Annotated in this window: 16 protein-coding genes; 2 read left to right on the forward strand and 14 right to left on the reverse strand. The window is 47.2% G+C overall.

Features of this window, described 5'->3' with window-relative positions; all coding sequences use genetic code 11:
• Positions 1 to 23 precede the first annotated feature (23 nt).
• From CBW46_RS13650 to CBW46_RS13705, 13 genes are all read right to left on the reverse strand, one after another.
• Entirely contained in the window at positions 24 to 1,178 is a 1,155-nt protein-coding gene (locus tag CBW46_RS13650; RefSeq protein ID WP_089200550.1) for a glycosyltransferase family 4 protein, read from the reverse strand.
• 246 nt (positions 1,179 to 1,424) lie between these two features.
• The gene (locus CBW46_RS13655) at positions 1,425 to 2,435 is read right to left on the reverse strand and encodes a glycosyltransferase (RefSeq protein ID WP_165842308.1); all 1,011 of its coding nucleotides are present in this window, start codon (positions 2,433 to 2,435) and stop codon (positions 1,425 to 1,427) included.
• A 249-nt stretch (positions 2,436 to 2,684) separates the two neighbouring features.
• Complete coding sequence (locus CBW46_RS13660) at positions 2,685 to 3,965, reverse strand: nucleotide sugar dehydrogenase (RefSeq protein ID WP_089200552.1); 1,281 nt, start codon at positions 3,963 to 3,965, stop codon at positions 2,685 to 2,687.
• A 140-nt stretch (positions 3,966 to 4,105) separates the two neighbouring features.
• Positions 4,106 to 5,539: a hypothetical protein gene (locus tag CBW46_RS13665; RefSeq protein ID WP_089200553.1), complete on the reverse strand. Its 1,434-nt coding sequence runs from the start codon at positions 5,537 to 5,539 to the stop codon at positions 4,106 to 4,108.
• A 44-nt stretch (positions 5,540 to 5,583) separates the two neighbouring features.
• Positions 5,584 to 6,858 (reverse strand): oligosaccharide flippase family protein, encoded by a 1,275-nt coding sequence (locus CBW46_RS13670; RefSeq protein WP_089200554.1) that lies wholly within the window; start codon positions 6,856 to 6,858, stop codon positions 5,584 to 5,586.
• A 22-nt stretch (positions 6,859 to 6,880) separates the two neighbouring features.
• Positions 6,881 to 7,216 (reverse strand): serine O-acetyltransferase, encoded by a 336-nt coding sequence (locus CBW46_RS13675; protein ID WP_133253988.1) that lies wholly within the window; start codon positions 7,214 to 7,216, stop codon positions 6,881 to 6,883.
• 187 nt (positions 7,217 to 7,403) lie between these two features.
• Positions 7,404 to 8,120, reverse strand: a complete 717-nt coding sequence (locus CBW46_RS13680; RefSeq protein WP_089200556.1) for an ICP22 family protein — start codon at positions 8,118 to 8,120, stop codon at positions 7,404 to 7,406.
• Between the two features lie 32 nt (positions 8,121 to 8,152).
• Entirely contained in the window at positions 8,153 to 9,997 is a 1,845-nt protein-coding gene (locus CBW46_RS13685; RefSeq protein WP_089200557.1) for a polysaccharide biosynthesis protein, read from the reverse strand.
• Between the two features lie 338 nt (positions 9,998 to 10,335).
• Entirely contained in the window at positions 10,336 to 11,031 is a 696-nt protein-coding gene (locus tag CBW46_RS13690; RefSeq protein ID WP_089200558.1) for a CpsD/CapB family tyrosine-protein kinase, read from the reverse strand.
• Positions 11,012 to 11,767 (reverse strand): YveK family protein, encoded by a 756-nt coding sequence (locus CBW46_RS13695; RefSeq protein ID WP_089200559.1) that lies wholly within the window; start codon positions 11,765 to 11,767, stop codon positions 11,012 to 11,014. Before CBW46_RS13695 ends, CBW46_RS13690 begins: the two co-directional genes overlap by 20 nt.
• Before the next feature lie 275 nt (positions 11,768 to 12,042).
• The gene (locus tag CBW46_RS21340) at positions 12,043 to 12,204 is read right to left on the reverse strand and encodes a hypothetical protein (RefSeq protein ID WP_165842309.1); all 162 of its coding nucleotides are present in this window, start codon (positions 12,202 to 12,204) and stop codon (positions 12,043 to 12,045) included.
• Positions 12,205 to 12,439: 235 nt separating this feature from the next.
• Positions 12,440 to 14,521 (reverse strand): S-layer homology domain-containing protein, encoded by a 2,082-nt coding sequence (locus tag CBW46_RS13700; protein WP_165842310.1) that lies wholly within the window; start codon positions 14,519 to 14,521, stop codon positions 12,440 to 12,442.
• A 34-nt stretch (positions 14,522 to 14,555) separates the two neighbouring features.
• A complete protein-coding gene (locus CBW46_RS13705) occupies positions 14,556 to 15,317 on the reverse strand; it encodes a tyrosine-protein phosphatase (RefSeq protein WP_089200561.1) in 762 nt (253 codons plus the stop codon).
• A 338-nt stretch (positions 15,318 to 15,655) separates the two neighbouring features.
• On the opposite strand from CBW46_RS13705, the gene CBW46_RS13710 reads away from it, so the two are divergent.
• The gene (locus CBW46_RS13710; RefSeq protein ID WP_089200562.1) at positions 15,656 to 16,033 is read left to right on the forward strand and encodes a helix-turn-helix domain-containing protein; all 378 of its coding nucleotides are present in this window, start codon (positions 15,656 to 15,658) and stop codon (positions 16,031 to 16,033) included.
• A gap of 175 nt (positions 16,034 to 16,208) precedes the next feature.
• Here CBW46_RS13710 and CBW46_RS13715 read toward each other — a convergent pair whose 3' ends face one another.
• Entirely contained in the window at positions 16,209 to 17,117 is a 909-nt protein-coding gene (locus CBW46_RS13715) for a LysR family transcriptional regulator (RefSeq protein WP_089200563.1), read from the reverse strand.
• A 145-nt stretch (positions 17,118 to 17,262) separates the two neighbouring features.
• Here CBW46_RS13715 and CBW46_RS13720 point away from each other — a divergent pair, with 145 nt between their 5' ends.
• A complete protein-coding gene (locus CBW46_RS13720) occupies positions 17,263 to 18,282 on the forward strand; it encodes an alpha/beta fold hydrolase (protein ID WP_089200564.1) in 1,020 nt (339 codons plus the stop codon).
• The last annotated feature ends 583 nt before the right edge of the window (positions 18,283 to 18,865 follow it).

Genomic DNA, 18,865 nt, shown 5'->3' on the forward strand with positions numbered 1-18,865 from the left:
CATTCCTCATTTTGCACTCTGTGTCACCTCCGGTTGATAAGCTCGCCGTATAGCTGGTAGAGCGCATCCCATATGACTGGAGATGCAAACTCATTTAGGGCCCGCCTTCTGCCCGCTTGCCCCATCTCCTTTCCTAGCTCAGGATTGCACAGCAGTGTTCGTATGGCTTTGCGCGTCTCCTCCGATGATTTAACTGGAACAATGTAGCCTGTCACACCGTCTAACACGGTGTCCACCGCGCCGGTAGCATTTGTGGTGATAACTGGCTTCCCAGCAGCTGCAGCCTCAATAGCAACATTGCAGAATCCCTCTCGATAAGACGGTATGACAAACACATCCATGATTGTATAGTATGGAACAACATCCCGGACGAACCCCGATAGAATAATACCTGTGTCACGTTTTATAACGGTTTTTACTTCGTCCGGAATGGGATCGCCGTTTTCGTAGTTACCGACCAACAGCAGGTACACGTGCGGAAACTCGTTTTTTAATGCCTGATAAGCCTCTACTAACTCAACTATTCCCTTGTCCTTGGTGAGTCTGCCAACGAAACCTATGACTTGTGCGTCTGGTGGTATGTTATGCCGTTGAAGTAGGTCTGTATGTTTTTCTATGTTCGCGGTGGCAAAGCGGCTGGTATCAACCCCATTGCTACTGCCCCCGGCTAAGACGATGGTTTTCTGTAGTGGCACTAGACCTTCGCTAACTGCCCTTGCCTGCAGGCTTGGACTGACACAAATCACCTTATGAGCTACTGCACAGGCGATTTTTTCGGTTAACAGAAGGATGGCTCTTTTTAGTCCAGTCGACGTTTCTAATCTAAGTCCGCGGAGTGTATATATACGGTTAGGAACTCTCGTCATCCACGCGGCTATACCGCATAGAAATCCTGCTTTGGGAGTTCCCACGTTTGTCAGAAGCGGTTTTTTTTGGGCAAAAAAGACGATCAACCTGCATAAAGAGATAAGATCTCGTATAGGAGAGATCTCCCTTTGCATGGCAATTTCCTTATAACTTACGCCCTCCTGAGTTGCAACCGCTACCAACTCCTCACCAGGGGAGGATAATACGGTGAGATCAACTCCCTTCGAACGTAGATATGCTAACTGCCCCCGCATAAGTTTTACGCTAACCGATGTGGTCACAGCATGTATGATATGTGCTCTAACGCTCAAGTATATTCCTCCAATATGCTCCTTTGCCTTTCAATGTTGCCCGTGTGAGAATTTGCTCCGTCCCGTGTTTGTTGACAATTCCAACGAGCCAACCGTGTGATCTAGTTCAACCGCTGAGCTATATCGGTGTGGTTGGTGAACCAGATAGATGAAGGCCTACAACACACCAGCAAGCAACGTAGCGCGAGTCGCTCAAAGGCATCCCGTGAGATATTTGTTGAGCGTGATTATGCACCTCGCCAGTTTTCACAGCACGCCAGGTATACCTGACTTGTTCACAGCGTAGCTTTTTGCATACCTGAGAAAACTTCTATAATGGCCATATCGCTTCTCGTCCAATATTCTACTTGTGTACTCTGTGGCTTTGTGGAAATTGCTTTCTGCTTGTTGTAGTTGTGCATCGGCACTATCGCATAACCGCAGAATGAGCTTGGCCAAAGCATCATCATCGCCTGGTTGGATGAGATATTCCTCGTCCAGCAGCTCAGGAATTCCGCCGGCCGTTGAAGCGATCGCAGGGCACCCCCTGCTCATCGCTTCGATTAAGGACCTGGGTAAACCCTCAGTTTTACTTGGTTGCAAATAAATGTCAATATCATCCAACCAACGCTGGACCGGTTCTCCACCCGGCAGAGTTCCACAGAATATTGCCTCTTTTTCTAAACCTCTAGCAGCCGCCAACTGTCGCCAAGGCTTCAAATCACCATTACCCAAAATCCGAATCTCAAACGACGGCAGATCATTCCGAATTTTTTCGAAAGCACTTAAAATTGTGTCCACGCCTTTATACTTCACAGAGAGGGAGCCAATCACGCCGAATATAATTTTGCTCCTCCGCTGCTGAATTCTCTGCAACCTGCTGGTGAGGAACCGAACGTCCACCTCCGGAATGTTTACATTCGAACATGCTACTGTCTCTCCCAGAGAAGGGTACTTGCTTTGCAAGTATCGCTGTGTCACGTAAAGAGAAAATTTAGATTTTGAGAGTTGTTTTTTGGTTCGATATGTAAGTGCCGGAGCATATAGCTTCACTTTCCAAGAACCATAGTTCCATAGCGAATGCCACGGATCTCCCACTAGTTCTACAGCCCAAGGCTTGTCATATTTTATCGCCAAATCTATAGCCATTGAACCGATCGTGCTTGGTAAACGCGCAACGATGGCGTCGGAGTCATGTATCGCAGTCATTAATTTGGCTGCCGCATCCCTTCCGTTCATCAGCCTTTTTAACGGACTGTTGGTATCGGGGATTGCCACAAAGCTGACTCGCCTGCCACTAGACACATTCATTTTCTGAATGTGTTGATTTTCTTGCACTGCGCTCACTCGGGCACATACTTTCACGGTATCGAAGTGATGCAAATATCTGTCCCACATAGGGTAGCCAAATTCAACCTGTGAATATATGTTCCCATTTGGGTGGTAAAAGAATTTGTGGTCATGCGCAAAGAGCATCTTCACTATTTACTCTCCTACTCTGTCGGTATTTTTTACTGCAGCAGAGGGCTACAAGCGCCACACAGTGATTGTTTCCGGTGCCTCTTCTCGTTGTAGCGCGCTTTTAATATCTACAACAATGCCCCTACCATGCTTCAACAGTTGATTGAACTGAGCCCATCCAGCGTGAATATATTTTTGATGCGGAACCGCGAGCACTACGGCATCAGCCGGCCTTAATTTATCATACGGAATTATTTCCACACCAAATTCGTGCACCGCTTCATCCGGATTCGCCAAATCGTCCGTCACCTGAACCTCAACGCCGAACTCCTCCAATTCGCGTACTATATCAATAACTCTACTGTTTCGGATGTCCGGTACATTTTCCTTGAAAGTAACTCCCAACATGATCACTCTAGCACCTTGGATGGGCATGTTTCTGTTAATCATCTGCTTTACGAGAGAAGTTGCTATAAAGGAACCCATGTTATCATTGATTCTTCTGCCCGCTAGGATCACCTGCGGATGGTAACCTACGCTCTCCGCCTTGTAAGTCAGGTAATAAGGGTCCACGCCGATACAATGTCCGCCAACTAATCCGGGCGTAAATTTGAGAAAATTCCATTTTGTGGATGATGCTTTCAAAACTTCAGCAGTATCAATCTGAAGTCGGTCAAATATCAGTGCTAATTCATTAATTAGAGCGATATTCAAATCCCTTTGGGTGTTTTCAATTACCTTTGCGGCCTCTGCCACTTTGATCGAACTAGCGCGATACACCCCGGCCTCTACTACTGCACCATACACCCCAGCAACCGTTTCGCATACTTCCTCAGTTTGGCCGGACACTACCTTAACGATGGATTTAAAAGTATGCTCTTTATCCCCAGGATTAATCCGCTCGGGAGAATAGCCAATGAAGAAGTCTACTCCTGATTTCAAGCCTGACCGTTCTTCAAGTATCGGCAAACATACCTCCTCCGTACATCCTGGATACACGGTAGATTCATATACGACAATTGAGCTGGTAGTAAGATTGGAGCCTACCGTCTCGGATGCTTTAATTAAAGGCGTCAAGTCGGGGTGTTTGTTCTCATTAATGGGAGTTGGTACTGCTACGATGATGAAGTCACATTCCCTTAATCGGGTTGGGTCGCTGGTGAACTCGATGTCAGCTTGGGCCAGATCTGCCGCATCGACTTCATTGGTATAATCAATGTTTTGCCGTAACGATGCGATACGCTTCTGATTAATATCAAAGCCAATTACTTTTCGTATTTTTCCAAATGCGACTGCGACGGGTAAACCTACGTAACCTAAGCCTACAATTCCGATTTGCTTCTCCATTGTTGTTTGCCTCATCCTTCTTCTTTGAGTTTTTTATGTCCACCATGCGAAAAATGGCCCACTTAACTCACGCGTTTTCACTGCGTGAGTAAGATTGAACCACGTCTTTCCAATGGTGGAGACTTCAAGCCAACATCCTGTCACATTCTATTTGAAATTTTATAACGGTTGGAGCTTAAAAAAATAACTAGGAAGGGCAGAAAGCCATTTTTAATAAAAATAAAAAGCATATTGTCTGAATCGCTCCCCAGTAACAGTAGACAGGTGGTCATTAAAAACGGGTACACGAGCAATCTCGCGTCACACTGCTTCAATTTCAGTAATAAACACCTGATGCGTCGTACGTAAATGCCTAGCAGTATGAACGAGAACGGTATCGCCGCCCAGCCATAGTTCAAGAGGGTTTCACCCGCTAAGCCATAAATCCGGCTAGAAGTGATGCTTCCGGTGTAACTGCTAGATTCTATTTCATATAATATCTGAGTGCCTTCTTTCACCTTAGTCTGCGGGCGGTCCTGCCAGATGAACGAGGGGATTAATAAACACAAAGTGCCTACATAGGTCCTCCCTAAGGCATATTCATAACTAGTGTTATGAAACGCTTGATACAAGAGATAAGCTTGTACGTCTGTCCTACCCAGATCTCCCAGTAGCGTAGTTTCCAATCCCCGGTTGTTCTGGCTCTCCACGGCCTGTCTGGCAGTGCCTCCTTGTAAGAAAGCAGAAAGCCCGTCAAGTCCAGCTGCCTTATAAAATCCATAAATGTACATAAACAACACCAGCGGAATTAAGGCCAGGATGAGTATTTTTTTGGTAAACGGTCTTATCCAGATGTGAATAATGCCAACGGCCCAGATTAACCCCCATATTGTATTGGATCTGCTGCCGCGTAAACCACCAAACAGAAGTTTTAACAGAAAGAATACAACCAACACCAAAAAAATCACTGCCCATTTCTTGACCCATTTCTTGTCTTGTGCCCATATCACGTACGCCATAAGTGCCAGTATTGGAAAACTCTCAGATAGCATAAAAATCCATCCCATACCGTTAAAGCTTTCCCTGGATTCTGTGTACAACCGGATGTAGCCGAGAATCCCGCCGCTGATGAAGTACACATACGCTTGTAATAGGCCGCTAACGAAAAGAGCAATTCCGGCTAACATTAAAAACTGTTTTTTGTTCAGTTCCCAGAGTGTCGCGTTTTTTTGAGTAAAATTACCGTTGCGGAAGATTCTATAGATGATTAAACCGACAAAATTCAAAAACGCCATACCACCCACCCAGGGTCTCCAATCGTCCACGGTGGTGAAAACATAAGGTAACCAATAACCAGCGTTTACGTGCATAATAGGGGCCAGAAAGAAAAAGTGCAGTGAGAAAATTCCTAGCAATCCAGCCGGATCGAATAGCAGAAACTTGCCACTCAGCCAGTTTACAACGTCAATAGCTGCAGTCATGCCACACAAAAACACAGGGATAATAAACCAATGCACAAATTCATCATTGGTTGCGGCTTGTAGCAATAGGATTAGAACCAGTATCATAAAAGCAAAATAGTATCTCAGCAGCATCCGGCAGCGATTCCTTTCCGTGAATATCTCGAATTTTAGCCGGTCTATGTCGCACCAATGTCGGCACTCGATCGTTCCATCTTTCTCCGATAAATAGCATATAAGTTCACCAAGCCAGTCAATGCAGCCTGAATGCCGTACACTGACATCAGCACTAGAGCAGCGCCGTCTAGACCACGCTGTGGAATTAATTGATGACTGAGCAGTATGGTCAGGCAGACCATTAAAACATAGATGGGAACTTGTGTTTTAAAGTATCTAGCCGCGGCAATTCCATAGTTGAAAACGGCGGCCAGATTACTAATCGCAGAGGCAATCATCAAGTGGAGAAAGGTGTCTTGATATTGCGCGTATTCTTCACCGTAAGACAAAGTGAGAATGACCGGACCACAAAACATAACCATCAATAGAACACATACACCTAAACTTCCGCCGATTAATAATAATTTCATCAGCAAATTTTCGTATGCTGTAATATCAGTTCTGTAGCTCTTCGACAGCCTGGCACTAGCTGATTGCCCTAAAGCATTAATTAATGTGCTATTGACAATCATGTAGTAAGAGATTGCCCCGAAAAAGCCCAACTGTTGTATGCCTGCATGATCTTCTAAAAAATACCTGGGAATATTGGCGTTCAGTGAAATGAGCAACGTAGTTAGTCCCATGGGCAGTGCCAGCATTACTAGCTGATACAATGTCTTCAAGCGGAAAGTAGGTTTTACACGGGTGGCTAAGCTATTTAGCAGTTGATATATAACTCTTCCATTTTTCGCATCATACAGCGCCAATAGAATCAGCCTTGTTATTGCTATAGCAATAACACCCACCAATAACGATTTAGTAACCCACATTGTGATAATAAGGGCAAGCGTAGAAAATAACCCTTTTTGAATTAGCGACTTCGAGATCAGGTCCATGCGCTCCTGCTGTTGGAAGAGACCGTAATACACGTCGGTCACGCTTTCTACGGCTTTGCCGATGGAAACCCAAAATATAATTTCAAATGTGCTTGCCGAAAAGTCACCAGTTTTGCCTATCCACACGAGAGCCAGCACTGCTACGGCAGTAGAGACAAGCCGTAATCCTAAAAAATCATTGAAAGAATATTTTCTTTCTGTGTCCGTCGCCTGTATCAAGCGTAATGATAGGTTGCTAAATATAAATATCGGCGCACTGATGGCTAATCCTAGAGTAAACTGCCCAACCATTCCCGCACTTCCAAGCCTTGCTATGGCAGCGATGGTAATCCATTGAGTGATTGAATACAACACATTACCTAGGACAGTCCATGAGATGCCTCGCCTCAAACTCAGGCCCATGCGTCAAATAACCCCCGCGCAATTATTTATTTTTTACGACCGCAGGTATACCTAAGGCGATAGAATCGTTGGGAACATCCGATACTACCACTGCGTTCGCGCCTACCACGGCATTGTTGCCAATTTTAATCGGGCCGACAACCACACAGCCGGAGAATAGCACTGTATTATCTCCTATCGAGGGATAACGGTAATCTTTGCCGTTTTTAGTCCCAATGGTAACGTTTTGATATATTGTTACGTCGCGTCCTATTACCGCTCCCCCGCCGATTACTATCCCTAGAGTGTGTGGGATGACCAATCCCGGACCAATACGGGCCAGCGGTGAGATCTCTATCGAGTGAAGCAATAAATTCATACTCCAGAAGAAGTGGGCGAGCGGTCTCAAGTGATTACGGTAACACCAGGCACTTATTCGGTAGATAAGTATTGCCCTAACTGACCTTCCTATGATGATATGCCACAGCAGTTTCAACGTGCTTCAACTCCCTTAAGCTCTGGCTGCAGGGTTAACACAACAGCACTAAAATTGGGTAACATGCTCTTCACTTTACTGCATTGCCCGCCATCTGCTTCTGCGACTCATCATAATTCTTCCCCTGACTAAGCCCATACTTAGCGGCGATGGAGATCAGCTGGTTATACTCATCTTCCGTCAGCTTCTGCAATATGACCTTCTTCGCTTCCTTCTTCTCTTCAACGGAGAGCCCATCACCGGCCATCTTGACGAAGAGTTCGAGTTCGCTGACGCTGAGCTTCTTCAGCAATATCGATGTGACTTGTGCTTTTTCGCTGCCGGTGATGCTTTCCTGCACCTTTTCCGCTTTATCTGGCGTGATCTCGGCACTGTAAGTCGTATTTTTGCTAGGCGGCGCAGCTGCGTTGCCAGTAGGCGTGCTGTTGTTGGGCTGAGCGGCTGCGCTGCCGTTTGCAGCGTCGTTCGCCGCCGGGCCCTCGTCAGTCGATGGGTTTGCCGCTCCTGCTCCACCGGCCTCCGCAGGCTGCCCAGTCGAACCATTGTCCGGTGAGTCACCCGACGCCCGACCCGCTGAATCCTCTGGCGGTTGGCCATTCGGCATCACCTGCTGTGATGGCGCGTCCTCCCTCGCCGACATAGCTTGCTCGCCTGAGCCATCACCGTCCTGCGACGCGCTGGACGCAATCCCTCGCAGCACCCAATCTACCGCATAGTTGTAAGCGACCAACCCTCCGCCCGCTACCACAACCACCACCAACGCCGTGATATAAATAAACTTCTTCATAACTCCTCCTATTCACAATGGAATACTCGGTTTTAGGCCAGCACGGGTATCTGCTGCTGTGCTTTTTGATGATTTGCCAGCATTAGCAGTTCGTTTCTCAACGCCACGCTATCCAGTGCTTCATAGTGCTTGATGAGATGATGCACATCGTTCATGTCGTAATTGATAGACTTGCCGACATACACCTTTGGATACACCTGCTTTTCGTGCACTTCATTTTCATTCAGCAGCTCTTCGTACATCTTCTCCCCTGGCCGCATGCCAGTGAACTGGATTCCTATCTCATCCTCCATGAATCCTGACAGGCGTATGAGATTTTTCGCCAAGTCTACAATCTTGACCGGCTCACCCATGTCTAGCACGAAGATCTCGCCGCCCTTGGCGAGCGACCCTGCTTGAAGCACAAGCCTCGATGCTTCCGGTATCGTCATAAAATAGCGCACCATATCCGGGTGAGTGACGGTGAGCGGGCCTCCTTTGCGGATTTGCTCTTTGAACAAAGGTATGACGCTGCCCCTGCTGCCGAGCACATTGCCGAAACGCACCGCAACAAACCGTGTGCGGCTGCGCCGATCCAGATCTTGAATGATCATCTCGGCACACCGTTTGGTCGCGCCCATCACGCTGGTCGGATTGACCGCTTTGTCTGTCGAAATCATCACGAAGGTGTCGACGCCTGCAGCACTTGAAGCCTCGGCCGCATTTTTGGTACCAAGGATGTTGTTCTTGATGGCCTCCTCAGGGTTGCGCTCCATTAATGGCACGTGCTTGTGCGCAGCCGCGTGGAACACGGCCTTTGGTGAATGCGTCCGCATAATGCTGAACATTTTTCCCCGATCTTGAATATCCGCGATCTCTGTTATGTACTCGATGCCGTTCGGGTTGTTCGACTTGAGTTCCATTTCAATAGAATAAATGCTGTTCTCCCCATGCCCCAACAGCACGACTTTGGCCGGATTGAACTCGGTGATTTGCCTGCATATTTCAGACCCGATTGACCCTCCCGCGCCAGTCACCAGAATGGTATGTCCTGTGATATAATCCGCGATGGCCCGTGTGTCGAGCTGCACCGACTCCCTGCCCAGCAGGTCTTCCACTTGAACATCCCGGAAATCGTTGACGGAGACCTTGCCCAGCATCAAATCCTCAAGTCTAGGAATGATTTGTGTTTTGGCCTGTGTTCTCTTGCACTCCGCAACGATCGATTGCAATTCCTTCTTGGACAATGAAGGCATGGCGATCACAATATTGGAAATGTTGTGTTCTATCACTGCCTTCTCGATCTGGTCCCGGCCGCCTAACACCGGCAAACCGATCGTAACCAAGCGATGCTTTTTCACATCGTCGTCGATGAAAGCTACCGGGTAGAGCTCAGCCTCCCGGGTCATTTTCAATTGTCGAGCTACCATCACTCCGGCTGAGCCTGCCCCGATAATGAGTGTGCGCTTTTTGTCCGCAGGGCTCTCAATCCCGCCGCTCCGATCCGCCCGGTTAATGTACATATCCCGGATCATCCGCCACGAGAACCTGATTCCTCCTATGAGAAGAATATGCATCATCCAGGTGATGGAAAGCGTGCGGAGATTAATATCTTGGAACGCGATCAACTGCACCAGCAGCGTAATTGCCACTGAGTAAGTGACCCCTTTCCAGATGGCCACCAGCTCGCCCACGCTGGCATACTCCCACGCCCGTTTATACAGCTTGTAACGATTCGCAAAAAAATGATGACACAGCAGCAGTACGATTGAGCTGACCGCCACGGCCAAGGTCGGCTTGCTGAGTGGCACTAACAAAAAGTTGGAAACAAAGACAGATGAAAGAACAATCAAGGAGTCGATCGTCATCAGGAACAGTAAGCGTTTATGGTAGACCATTTTTTACTAGCGCCCCCCTTCGCATTGGAAAACCGGCTGTCGCTTGCATTCACTGCAGCAATAAAGAGCTTTCCTGGATTTTCTCACAACACTACCTCCCGAATGTGTATTTCTCTGTCATTCCCATAAGCTCGCATAAAAAAGCAAGCTACACCGTTTTTAGATAAAAACAGCATAGCTTGCCTTTTTACAATAATAATAGGGGCATCTAACCCCGCCTCACATTACACCATCGACGATTCACGTCTAAGGCGGAGCACCGCCCACAGCATAACCGAGTGCCTACAGTGATAAAGGTGCAGTAGACATTACCTAATCTTTTAATACTTCATATGAGACTACTTGCTAGATTCGCTGCCATAGTAATAGTAGTAACTGGTGTCCCGCTTGCGCCGTTCCTTGTTGTTCAATACCACGCCGAGAACTCTTGCGTTGACCCTTCCCAGTCGTTCCAAAGCTTTCTTCGCGATGTCCCGCTTCACTCTGCCGCAATTCAGCACGAATAGTACGCCGTCCGATTTGGTGGCCAGCACTTGCGCATCGGTCACGGCCAACGCGGGCGGACAGTCCAGCAGGATCACATCGTACTTTTCCTTCAAATCAGTCAGCAGCTGCTCCATCTGATTGGAAGCGAGCATCTCTGCCGGATTGGGCGGGATGGGCCCGGAACATAGCAGAGACAGGTTATCTATATGTGTGTCAACGATGCATTGCTGCAAGGCATGTTGGCCTGCCAGCAGACTGGACAATCCGATTCGGTTCGATTTTGAAAAATAGTTATGTACAGTCGGTTTACGTAAATCCGCGTCGATAATCAGCACATTCTTTCCTTCTTGGGCGAACGCTGTTGCCAAGTTCACGATGGTGGTGGACTTCCCTTCCGATGGCTCGGGAGAGGTCACTACGATGGTTTGAATGCGACCGCTGATGGCGGAAAATTCAATGTTAGTCCGCAATGTTCTGTAAGCTTCAGATACATAAGAACGGGGGTTTTCATCGATGATGATCCTGTAGCTATTGGTTGGCGCTGGCATATTGAGTCTCACCTACTTGTTCTTTTTGTTTATCCGGCTTCCGCGATTTGAATTCATCCTTCGGAATCTTATCGATCACTACCAGCACCGGCAGCGCAAGGTATGCCTCAACATCCGCCTCAGTCTTAATCGTGTCGTCCAAATATTCCAAAAGAAACGCTAAGCCGACGGCAACCATCAATGAAACAACGACAGAGATGGCAAGATTTATGTATGGTTTCGGTTTGACAGGAATCGGATTTTCCAGCACCTTGGCTACGTTCAGAATCATCACGTTATCCACTTTCATAATCAGCGGGATTTGCTGCTTAAACACCTCGGACACGGCGTTGACGATCTGCACTGCTTTCTCGTGAGAGCCATCTTCTACGCTGAGAGTGATAACCTGTGTTTCATTCACTGAGCTGACATTCACTTTTTTAATCAGCTGTTCCGCAGTTAACGCCAATTCAGGGTACTGCGCGGCGACTTGATCCATTATGGCTGGGGTCTTGATGATTTCTTTGTACGTGTTGACCAGAAGCATATTCGACCGGAGTGCATCCGAGGTCAAGGGGTCCTTCCCTTCCGCCTCCGCCGATTTGTTGACAATCAGCTTGGTGCTCGCCGAGTATACCGGATTGAGATAATAGAAACTGACCACTCCGGTAACAACACTGGCAACCAGCACTATCGCGGCAATCATCCACAGCCGTCTTCTGATAATATGGACATAGTCTCTTAACTCTAATTCCATGCGCTATTCACCACATCTGCTTAGATTTTTCTGTTACCTCAGTTTTAGATACATTTCGTATCAACAAATACAGACCGATACTGCTGCGTGTACAACTTATCCTCCTTATCGTTGTTGTTCTTACATGAGAACATTTACTATACACTGATGCCAATGCTGGCAATGTTCCGACGTTTTAAGTGTTTTGGCGTCATAATACTGCTGGGTACGAACCGTATCACGTCTACAATATATGATACCTTTTGTATCATGTCAAGCGGCATTGTTACTAGTATCTAGGACTTTTGATGCTTTTTGGAAAATGAATTGTAGAGAGAATCCGGCTTGCTAGGTATGTTTTTACCATCGTCCAGTTTCTGTGGGTCGAGGCGCAGCTGGGTTAAGATTTTATTGATATCCAGCTCGATTTTGCCATGAAACGAATCTTGGTTTCTCATAAATACACTTTCCTTTCTTTCAGTTTGTATCCATGCAACACAAACAACATCACTAAGTGTATGATACGGTACGTATCAAGTCAAACACTTAATTTGTTAGTTTTTGTCACTTTTTCACCGATCCCGACGAAAAATCATCGGATTTACAGGAAATAAATCTTTGAAAATTGTAAACGGTTTCTTTCGCAAAAAGGAAAGCGGAATCATCCTGGTAGGGAGTCCCGCTTTTTGTCGTTTAGTTCATAAATTTTAAGTATTGTAAAAGCCGTTTCAGCGTGACCGCACCCTGAGCTCGTGTGGTGTCCCCTTGAGGAGCAAAGCTGTTGTCCGATTGCCCGTTGAATAAACCGATTTGTACCGTTTGCTGTACCGAGTTCTCCGCCCATGGAGAGATGGTATCCCGATCAGCAAAGCGTTCCAAGGCACCTGCCGCCGTGGTTGGAGTGTCACCTCCCGCCGCTTTGAGCGCACGGCTTATCAGCACTGCCAGCTGTTCCCGGGTAACGGAATCATCCGGTCTAAAGGTACCGTCCTCGAACCCTTCGATCAGCCCTGCTGTGACCGCCGTCTGTATGGCCGTACTATGCCAGTCGGTCGAGTCTACATCGCTGAAGCCTGCCTGATACGGTTGTTCCACCAAAGCCAAGGATCGTACGAGCAATGCTACGAATTGTGCTCTGGTTAACGGCGAGTCCGGTGCGAATTCATCCGGCGCGACACCGTCGACGATCAGCTTGGAAGCCATTGTTTCTACGTCGGTTTTCGCCCAGTGTCCGGCAATGTCCTTGAATGTTTTGTCAGACTGTACGATCGTATAAATGCTGTCGTGCGGCGAATGGAGTGTGCCTACCGTGCTGCCAGCGGATCGTGTGCCGAATGTGGCAGGAATAAAACTCAGCTTGCCCGTTCCCTCGTTGAACCACACGCCGGTCGCCTTGTTCGGATCGATCTGTCCCGTCACGGGCAGTCCGCGCTGCAGGTAACTTCCTTTGTAGCTGCCCACCACCGTTGAGTTGCCGTTCTCATCTTGCATCGAGACGCTGAACTCGGCTGGAGAAGCCACCACGTCGGCGTCCACCTGATCGGCGCTCTGCTGCACCTGCTGTTTCACCGCATCCGTCACTTGTGACAATGTTATCACTACGGTGCTGCCGGCGGACAAGTCCAGCCCTGCAAAGATTGAAATCGGCACGGTGAAGCTGAGTCCATGGACCGTGCTATGGAAGACTGCGCCGGATTGTACTGCCGCAGTTAAGGCAGCAGCAGGGAGTCTTAGCTTCAACGTCGGTTCGGTTTCGCTGAATGCCAGTTGTATCAGCTTATCTGCTTGCCCTGAGATGATCGAATCGAGATACGCTTTGAGCTGTGCTTCATCCACATCCGCAAAGGTGACCGATTTGCCGTCCATTGTTCCCTTGCTGAGCTTAACCGCTTCGACAGGCAGTGAACCTGTGTAGATGCCGGCGTTCGCTGGCGGATTGAAAACCCCTCCGCTGCCGCCGCGTCTGCGCGGCTTATCCGGCGTGCCTGCACCCAAGCCTTCCACCCGAATGAGCGCGGTGACCCACGCAGCCATCGCCCTACGCTGCGGGTCGAACTTTGGAATCAAACGTTTGAACACGGCGACAACGTCTGTACCCGTCACGTTGATGTTCTTCAATACTTTTCCGAAAGCCAAGCCCGGATCATTGATCAATTTGTCAATCTCTTGGACGAGGATGGTCTCCGCCCTGTCGGGATTAGCGACGATGCCTAGCAATTCGTTCATCGGCATCTGGCGGAAGCGTTCGATCATATTGCTTTGGCCTTTATTAATGAGCTGGGATACGTCGTTTATCGCCACATCTTCCAGTCCACCTGGAAAGCCGCCCAGTTTGATCAGTTTCTCCGCGATTTCGCGTGCCCTCTCTTCACCGAGGACCTCTTCCATGCTTTTGCCGTTGGGGTCATATTGGACACTGAACGCCAGCACGAAGAACAAAATGTCCTCTTGAGTCAATTCCAGGTTTGGATCGGCCGTTTGCTTCAACTTGGCATCGACTTTATTCCATATTTCCGTTACCAAATCCTTATGTTTGGTGAGATCTTTGCGAATTTCATCCGCGCGGTCCTGAGCATCTGTGATCCTCTGCCGCTCCTCCGGTGTCATCGCATCACGAATCTTTCTCATCCTATCTGTGATGTCGCTCGGCAGAGCCGCTGCGGTTTCAGCGTACACCCGGCCTGAGACATCGTCCGTGGGAAGTCCCACCGGTAACAAACCGGTGCACAGTAGGCTCGCGCTGAGAGTTGAAATTACCACTTTTTTCTTTAACATGTCCATCATCCACTCCATTTTTCGATTCGTCTGTTTACCAGAATGCAAACCATCGTTTTTTCTTTGTGTGGAAATTCCACTCACTGATTTCCATGTTTTCCGTCAGGTGATAAGCGTTTTGCCTGTAGTGATTGGACAGTCCCTCCTCTATACGCATATCGATGAAATCATACGCCGCATCCAATTGGTCTATGCTGCGGATGGCGTTATGAGCATCTGATCCGATGAAATGTATCAATCCCTCCCTGCACAGGCTCAGGCTAAACTTCTGTACCGCTTTGCCAAAATGACCCAGGACAGAGCCGGCTGTCAACTGAAACAGCACACCTTGCTCAGCCAGCTCAGGCAGGCGGGCAGGCTCCGACAGCAGCTCGGTATGACGCTCAGGGTGGGCGATCACAGGCACCAAACGACGCAGCCGGAGCTCATACAAGGTTTCATTGATACCGGCAGGAATATGATCGCGGGGCAGCTCGAGCATTATGTACCTGGATTCGTTTAAAGTCAGCAGCTTATGCGAATCCAGTTCGTCCAATAGTTTGGCGTGGACCCGAATTTCATGGCCCGGCACAATGTTGAGTGGGATATTATGCAGGTAGAGACTCGTGTTGAGTTGTTGTATGGCATCCCGGACCGTGTCTGCTTCGTTATCGTAGCTCCGGGTTGCATGGTGCGGAGTCGCAATAATGGTATGAATTCCTTGCTCCACCGCTGCTTCTGCCATAGCGAGCGCATCTTCCAGCGTCTGTGCTCCATCGTCCAAGCCGGGCAGGATGTGGCAATGAATATCAATCATAAAACAGCTCCTACGTCAGGTTTCAAAAACGGATGTGCGGGACACACTGGTGTAGGTGCAGACGTGATAAAGTGAAAGCGTTGTTCAATCAGGAAAATTTTACTATTATCGCCTCATGTTCCATCTTCCCACGGGTCATTTTTTTAGGTAAAATAAGAGGTAATGCAATGATACATAATGTAATGTTGAGAACGGACCACGAAAGTAAGCATATTAGCTTTAGTATAAAATTATGATACAAAGCGTATCATGTCAAGTAGGATAATATTTTTTTTCCATTTTTGTTACCATGTTGGTTACCAAATACTACTAACTCGAACACTGGAGGTACTTGCTGTATGAAATACGGGGAACGTATAGCGTTACTTCGAGAGAAACACTCCCTGACCCAGGATGAATTATCCGCGAAACTCGGCATAACCCGGGCCTCTTTATCTCATTACGAGAACAACAGACGCGAGCCTGATTACAAGACCATTGTAAATATAGCGAATTTTTTTAACGTATCGATCGATTATCTCATGGGCAGGACAGACGACGCGCATAAAACTCTTGATGTGGATGTTCGTGAGTTTGTTGACAGTTTGGAGCTATCCGACTCCAAGATTCTTGACAAGTTCAGTTTAACGATTGACGGCAAGAAGCTCACTCCTGAGGAATCGAAACGATTTATAGCTTTCGTACGGGCAGAGCGAAATATAAATAACGAATCTTGAGTTCACTGTACAACCTTCAACAATCCTGTAGAAGGTTATTTTATTTTTTCGGGGAATTCTTTGATATTAGTCCATCATCAGCACACAGAAAAGGCGAACGATAGCAAAAAGCTCCTGCAGCTGCAGGAGCTTTGTCATGCCGTATATTCATTGCAGTATGTGATCGCTGAATAGGCTAAACGGTTTTATTCTCCTCCTCAATAGCGAGAACCTCCCTTGCCGCTTCTATGAAAGGTAACATGATTGGTGAAAGCCACTTGTCTTTATGCCATAACATCTGTGTATACACGTGCAAGTCCGGAATTTGCCATGGAAGAGCAACAAGTTCGCCCCGTGCAACTTCGGCTTCAGCTACTATTTCAGGAAGAAAGGCAATACCGATTCCCGAAATTGCACATTGTTTAATGGCTTCGGCACTTTGAAACTCTAAATACGTGATACTATCAATGCCCCCTTTCTCGAATGCTCGGTCAAACATGGTTCGATAGGGACAACCCTTTTCATTAGTCAGGAACACTTCTCCGTGAAAATCTTCAAGCTGTAATACAGTTAATTTCGCGAGATGATGATCTGGAGCGGCGAACAAGCGAAAAGTTTCTTCCAGCAACGGTTCCACTGCAAGTCCCGTTGAGCGAATGGGTTCGTCCAGCATAAAGACGACATCCGCGGTTCCCTCAAAGAGCGTTTGCTTGAGTTCTTGATTTGGAACGGAGCGGAAAATGAGACGAACTCCCGGATGCTGCGAACGGAATAGTTGAAAGACAGCTGGAAGCCGATAAGCGCAAATAACCTCGTTGGCACTTATCGTTAGGGTACCGCTTAGATTTTCATTGTCGTGAACGGCGCTGCGAGCTTCGTCCAATTTGTTTAGAACGCCTTGGACATCAGTTAAAAAGCGTTTACCCGCAGTTGTAAGAACGAGCTGCTTGCCCAAGCGGTCAAAGAGACGAACACCAAGCTCATCCTCCAATGCTTTTATTTGCATCGTGACGTTGGAGGGGACGTAGCTCAGCACTTCCGCAGCCCGAGTGAAATTTAAAGTTGATGCAACCGTGCGGAACGTATTCAGTTGGCGCAATTCCATCATACGATCCCCCTTTTTATTTTCAATGTTATTGAATATTGCTTTGAGTTTTATTCACTTTTTTTGAGAGTACCACAGGTCTATACTAAGCACAAGAAATTACATTCTACATGTGTGGTTTCATTTTGAAGGGAGCGACAATACGATGGATTATGAGATTTTTGAATTGGGTGACGTAACCTTGCAATCAGGAGTGACGTTACCGAGCGCTTTTCTTGCTTATAAGACTTATGGAAGATTGAATGAAAAGAAAGATAACGTCATCGTCTATCCAACTGCTTTTGGCGACCAGCATCTTCAGAATGAATGGTTGATTGGAAATGGCATGGCACTAGATCCGCAGAAATATTTCATTATCGTTCCAAATCTGCTGGGCAACGGATTATCTTCGTCTCCCAGTAACACGCCTCCCCCATTCGACCGGGCTAATTTTCCGCAGGTAACCATCTATGACAACGTTAAATTACAGCATCGGCTGGTGACTGAAAAATTCGGCATTCAAAAGATCGCTCTCGTAGTTGGATGGTCAATGGGAGGCATTCAATCATTCCAATGGGGTGCGAGTTATCCCGACATGGTGGAACGAATTGCACCTTTCGCCGGAGTTGCCAAGACTTGGCCCCAAACGTTTGTGGTCCTGGACGGAATGAAAGCTCCGCTCATGGCTGCAGTTGGCTTCGATTCAAGTAAACTAAACCAGTTGACTTCTGCAGACATGCGCGCCGTTGGCCGTGTCTATGCGGGATGGGGCTTATCGCATGCGTTTTACAGAGAGGAACTTTATCGTGAACTGGGATATGACTCATTGGTAGATTTTGTGGCTGGCGTCTGGGAAGATAGCTTTATGAAGATGGATCCGCACAATGTCCTGGCCATGTTATGGACAGGCCAATACGCAGATATTAGTGCAAACCCCGCCTATAACGGAGATTTCGATGAGGCGCTCAAAAGCATTAAAGCGCTTGCCTGCATCATGCCAGGGAGCACGGATCTCTTCTGCGCGGCGGACGATAACAAATACGAGGCTAAGCTTATACCCAATGCTGTTTTTAATCCTATCGAGTCAATCTGGGGCCATTTTGCCGGTCGCGGAATCAACCGTGCCGATAATAAATTTATTGATGACAACCTAAAGCGCTTGTTGGCGCTTAGTACAAACGGATAGATCATCATTATGCGTTGGAGTTTCATGTAAGTAATAGCAAGAAAAGTAATCAAAGTGGCCCAAAGATTGAGGGCTACTTTTCTTTTTTGTATCTATATGTGTTACAGAGAAATCGCAGAGCAGTGTAATATGGTAATAATTTACCAATAATTCTCTTATATGTTTTAAATTAATTGATTGAGGGAGGGATAAAGTATGGCTCTGTTTGGGTTACCGTTTGTAATATTTATTTCTTTTCTCATTGGTTTAGTAACATACATGTTGTCTCTATTGATCTTTATTAATGTAAGAACGACAAAATCAAAATATATAAGACTGATTTTCGCAAGCACTGTATCATTGTTATTTTTCCTGTTGTACATAAGAAATCTAGCGTACTTAGACTGACTCTAACTAAAATTAAGAACAAGGAAGAATTTGATTTTCAATCTCCATTGTAATGTCCCCCGTTGTCAAGACACGAAATCCAAAATGCTAAGATAAATACTCCTTTCGTCATTATTGCTGTCAGCAAAGTAGATGCTGGCCGGTGTTTGGTCATGAAGGGACTGGTGGCCGCGATTCCAGTTGTAATGCTGCATGT

Source organism: Paenibacillus xerothermodurans, from assembly GCF_002220865.2.
Lineage (GTDB): Bacteria > Bacillota > Bacilli > Paenibacillales > NBRC-103111 > Paenibacillus_S > Paenibacillus_S xerothermodurans.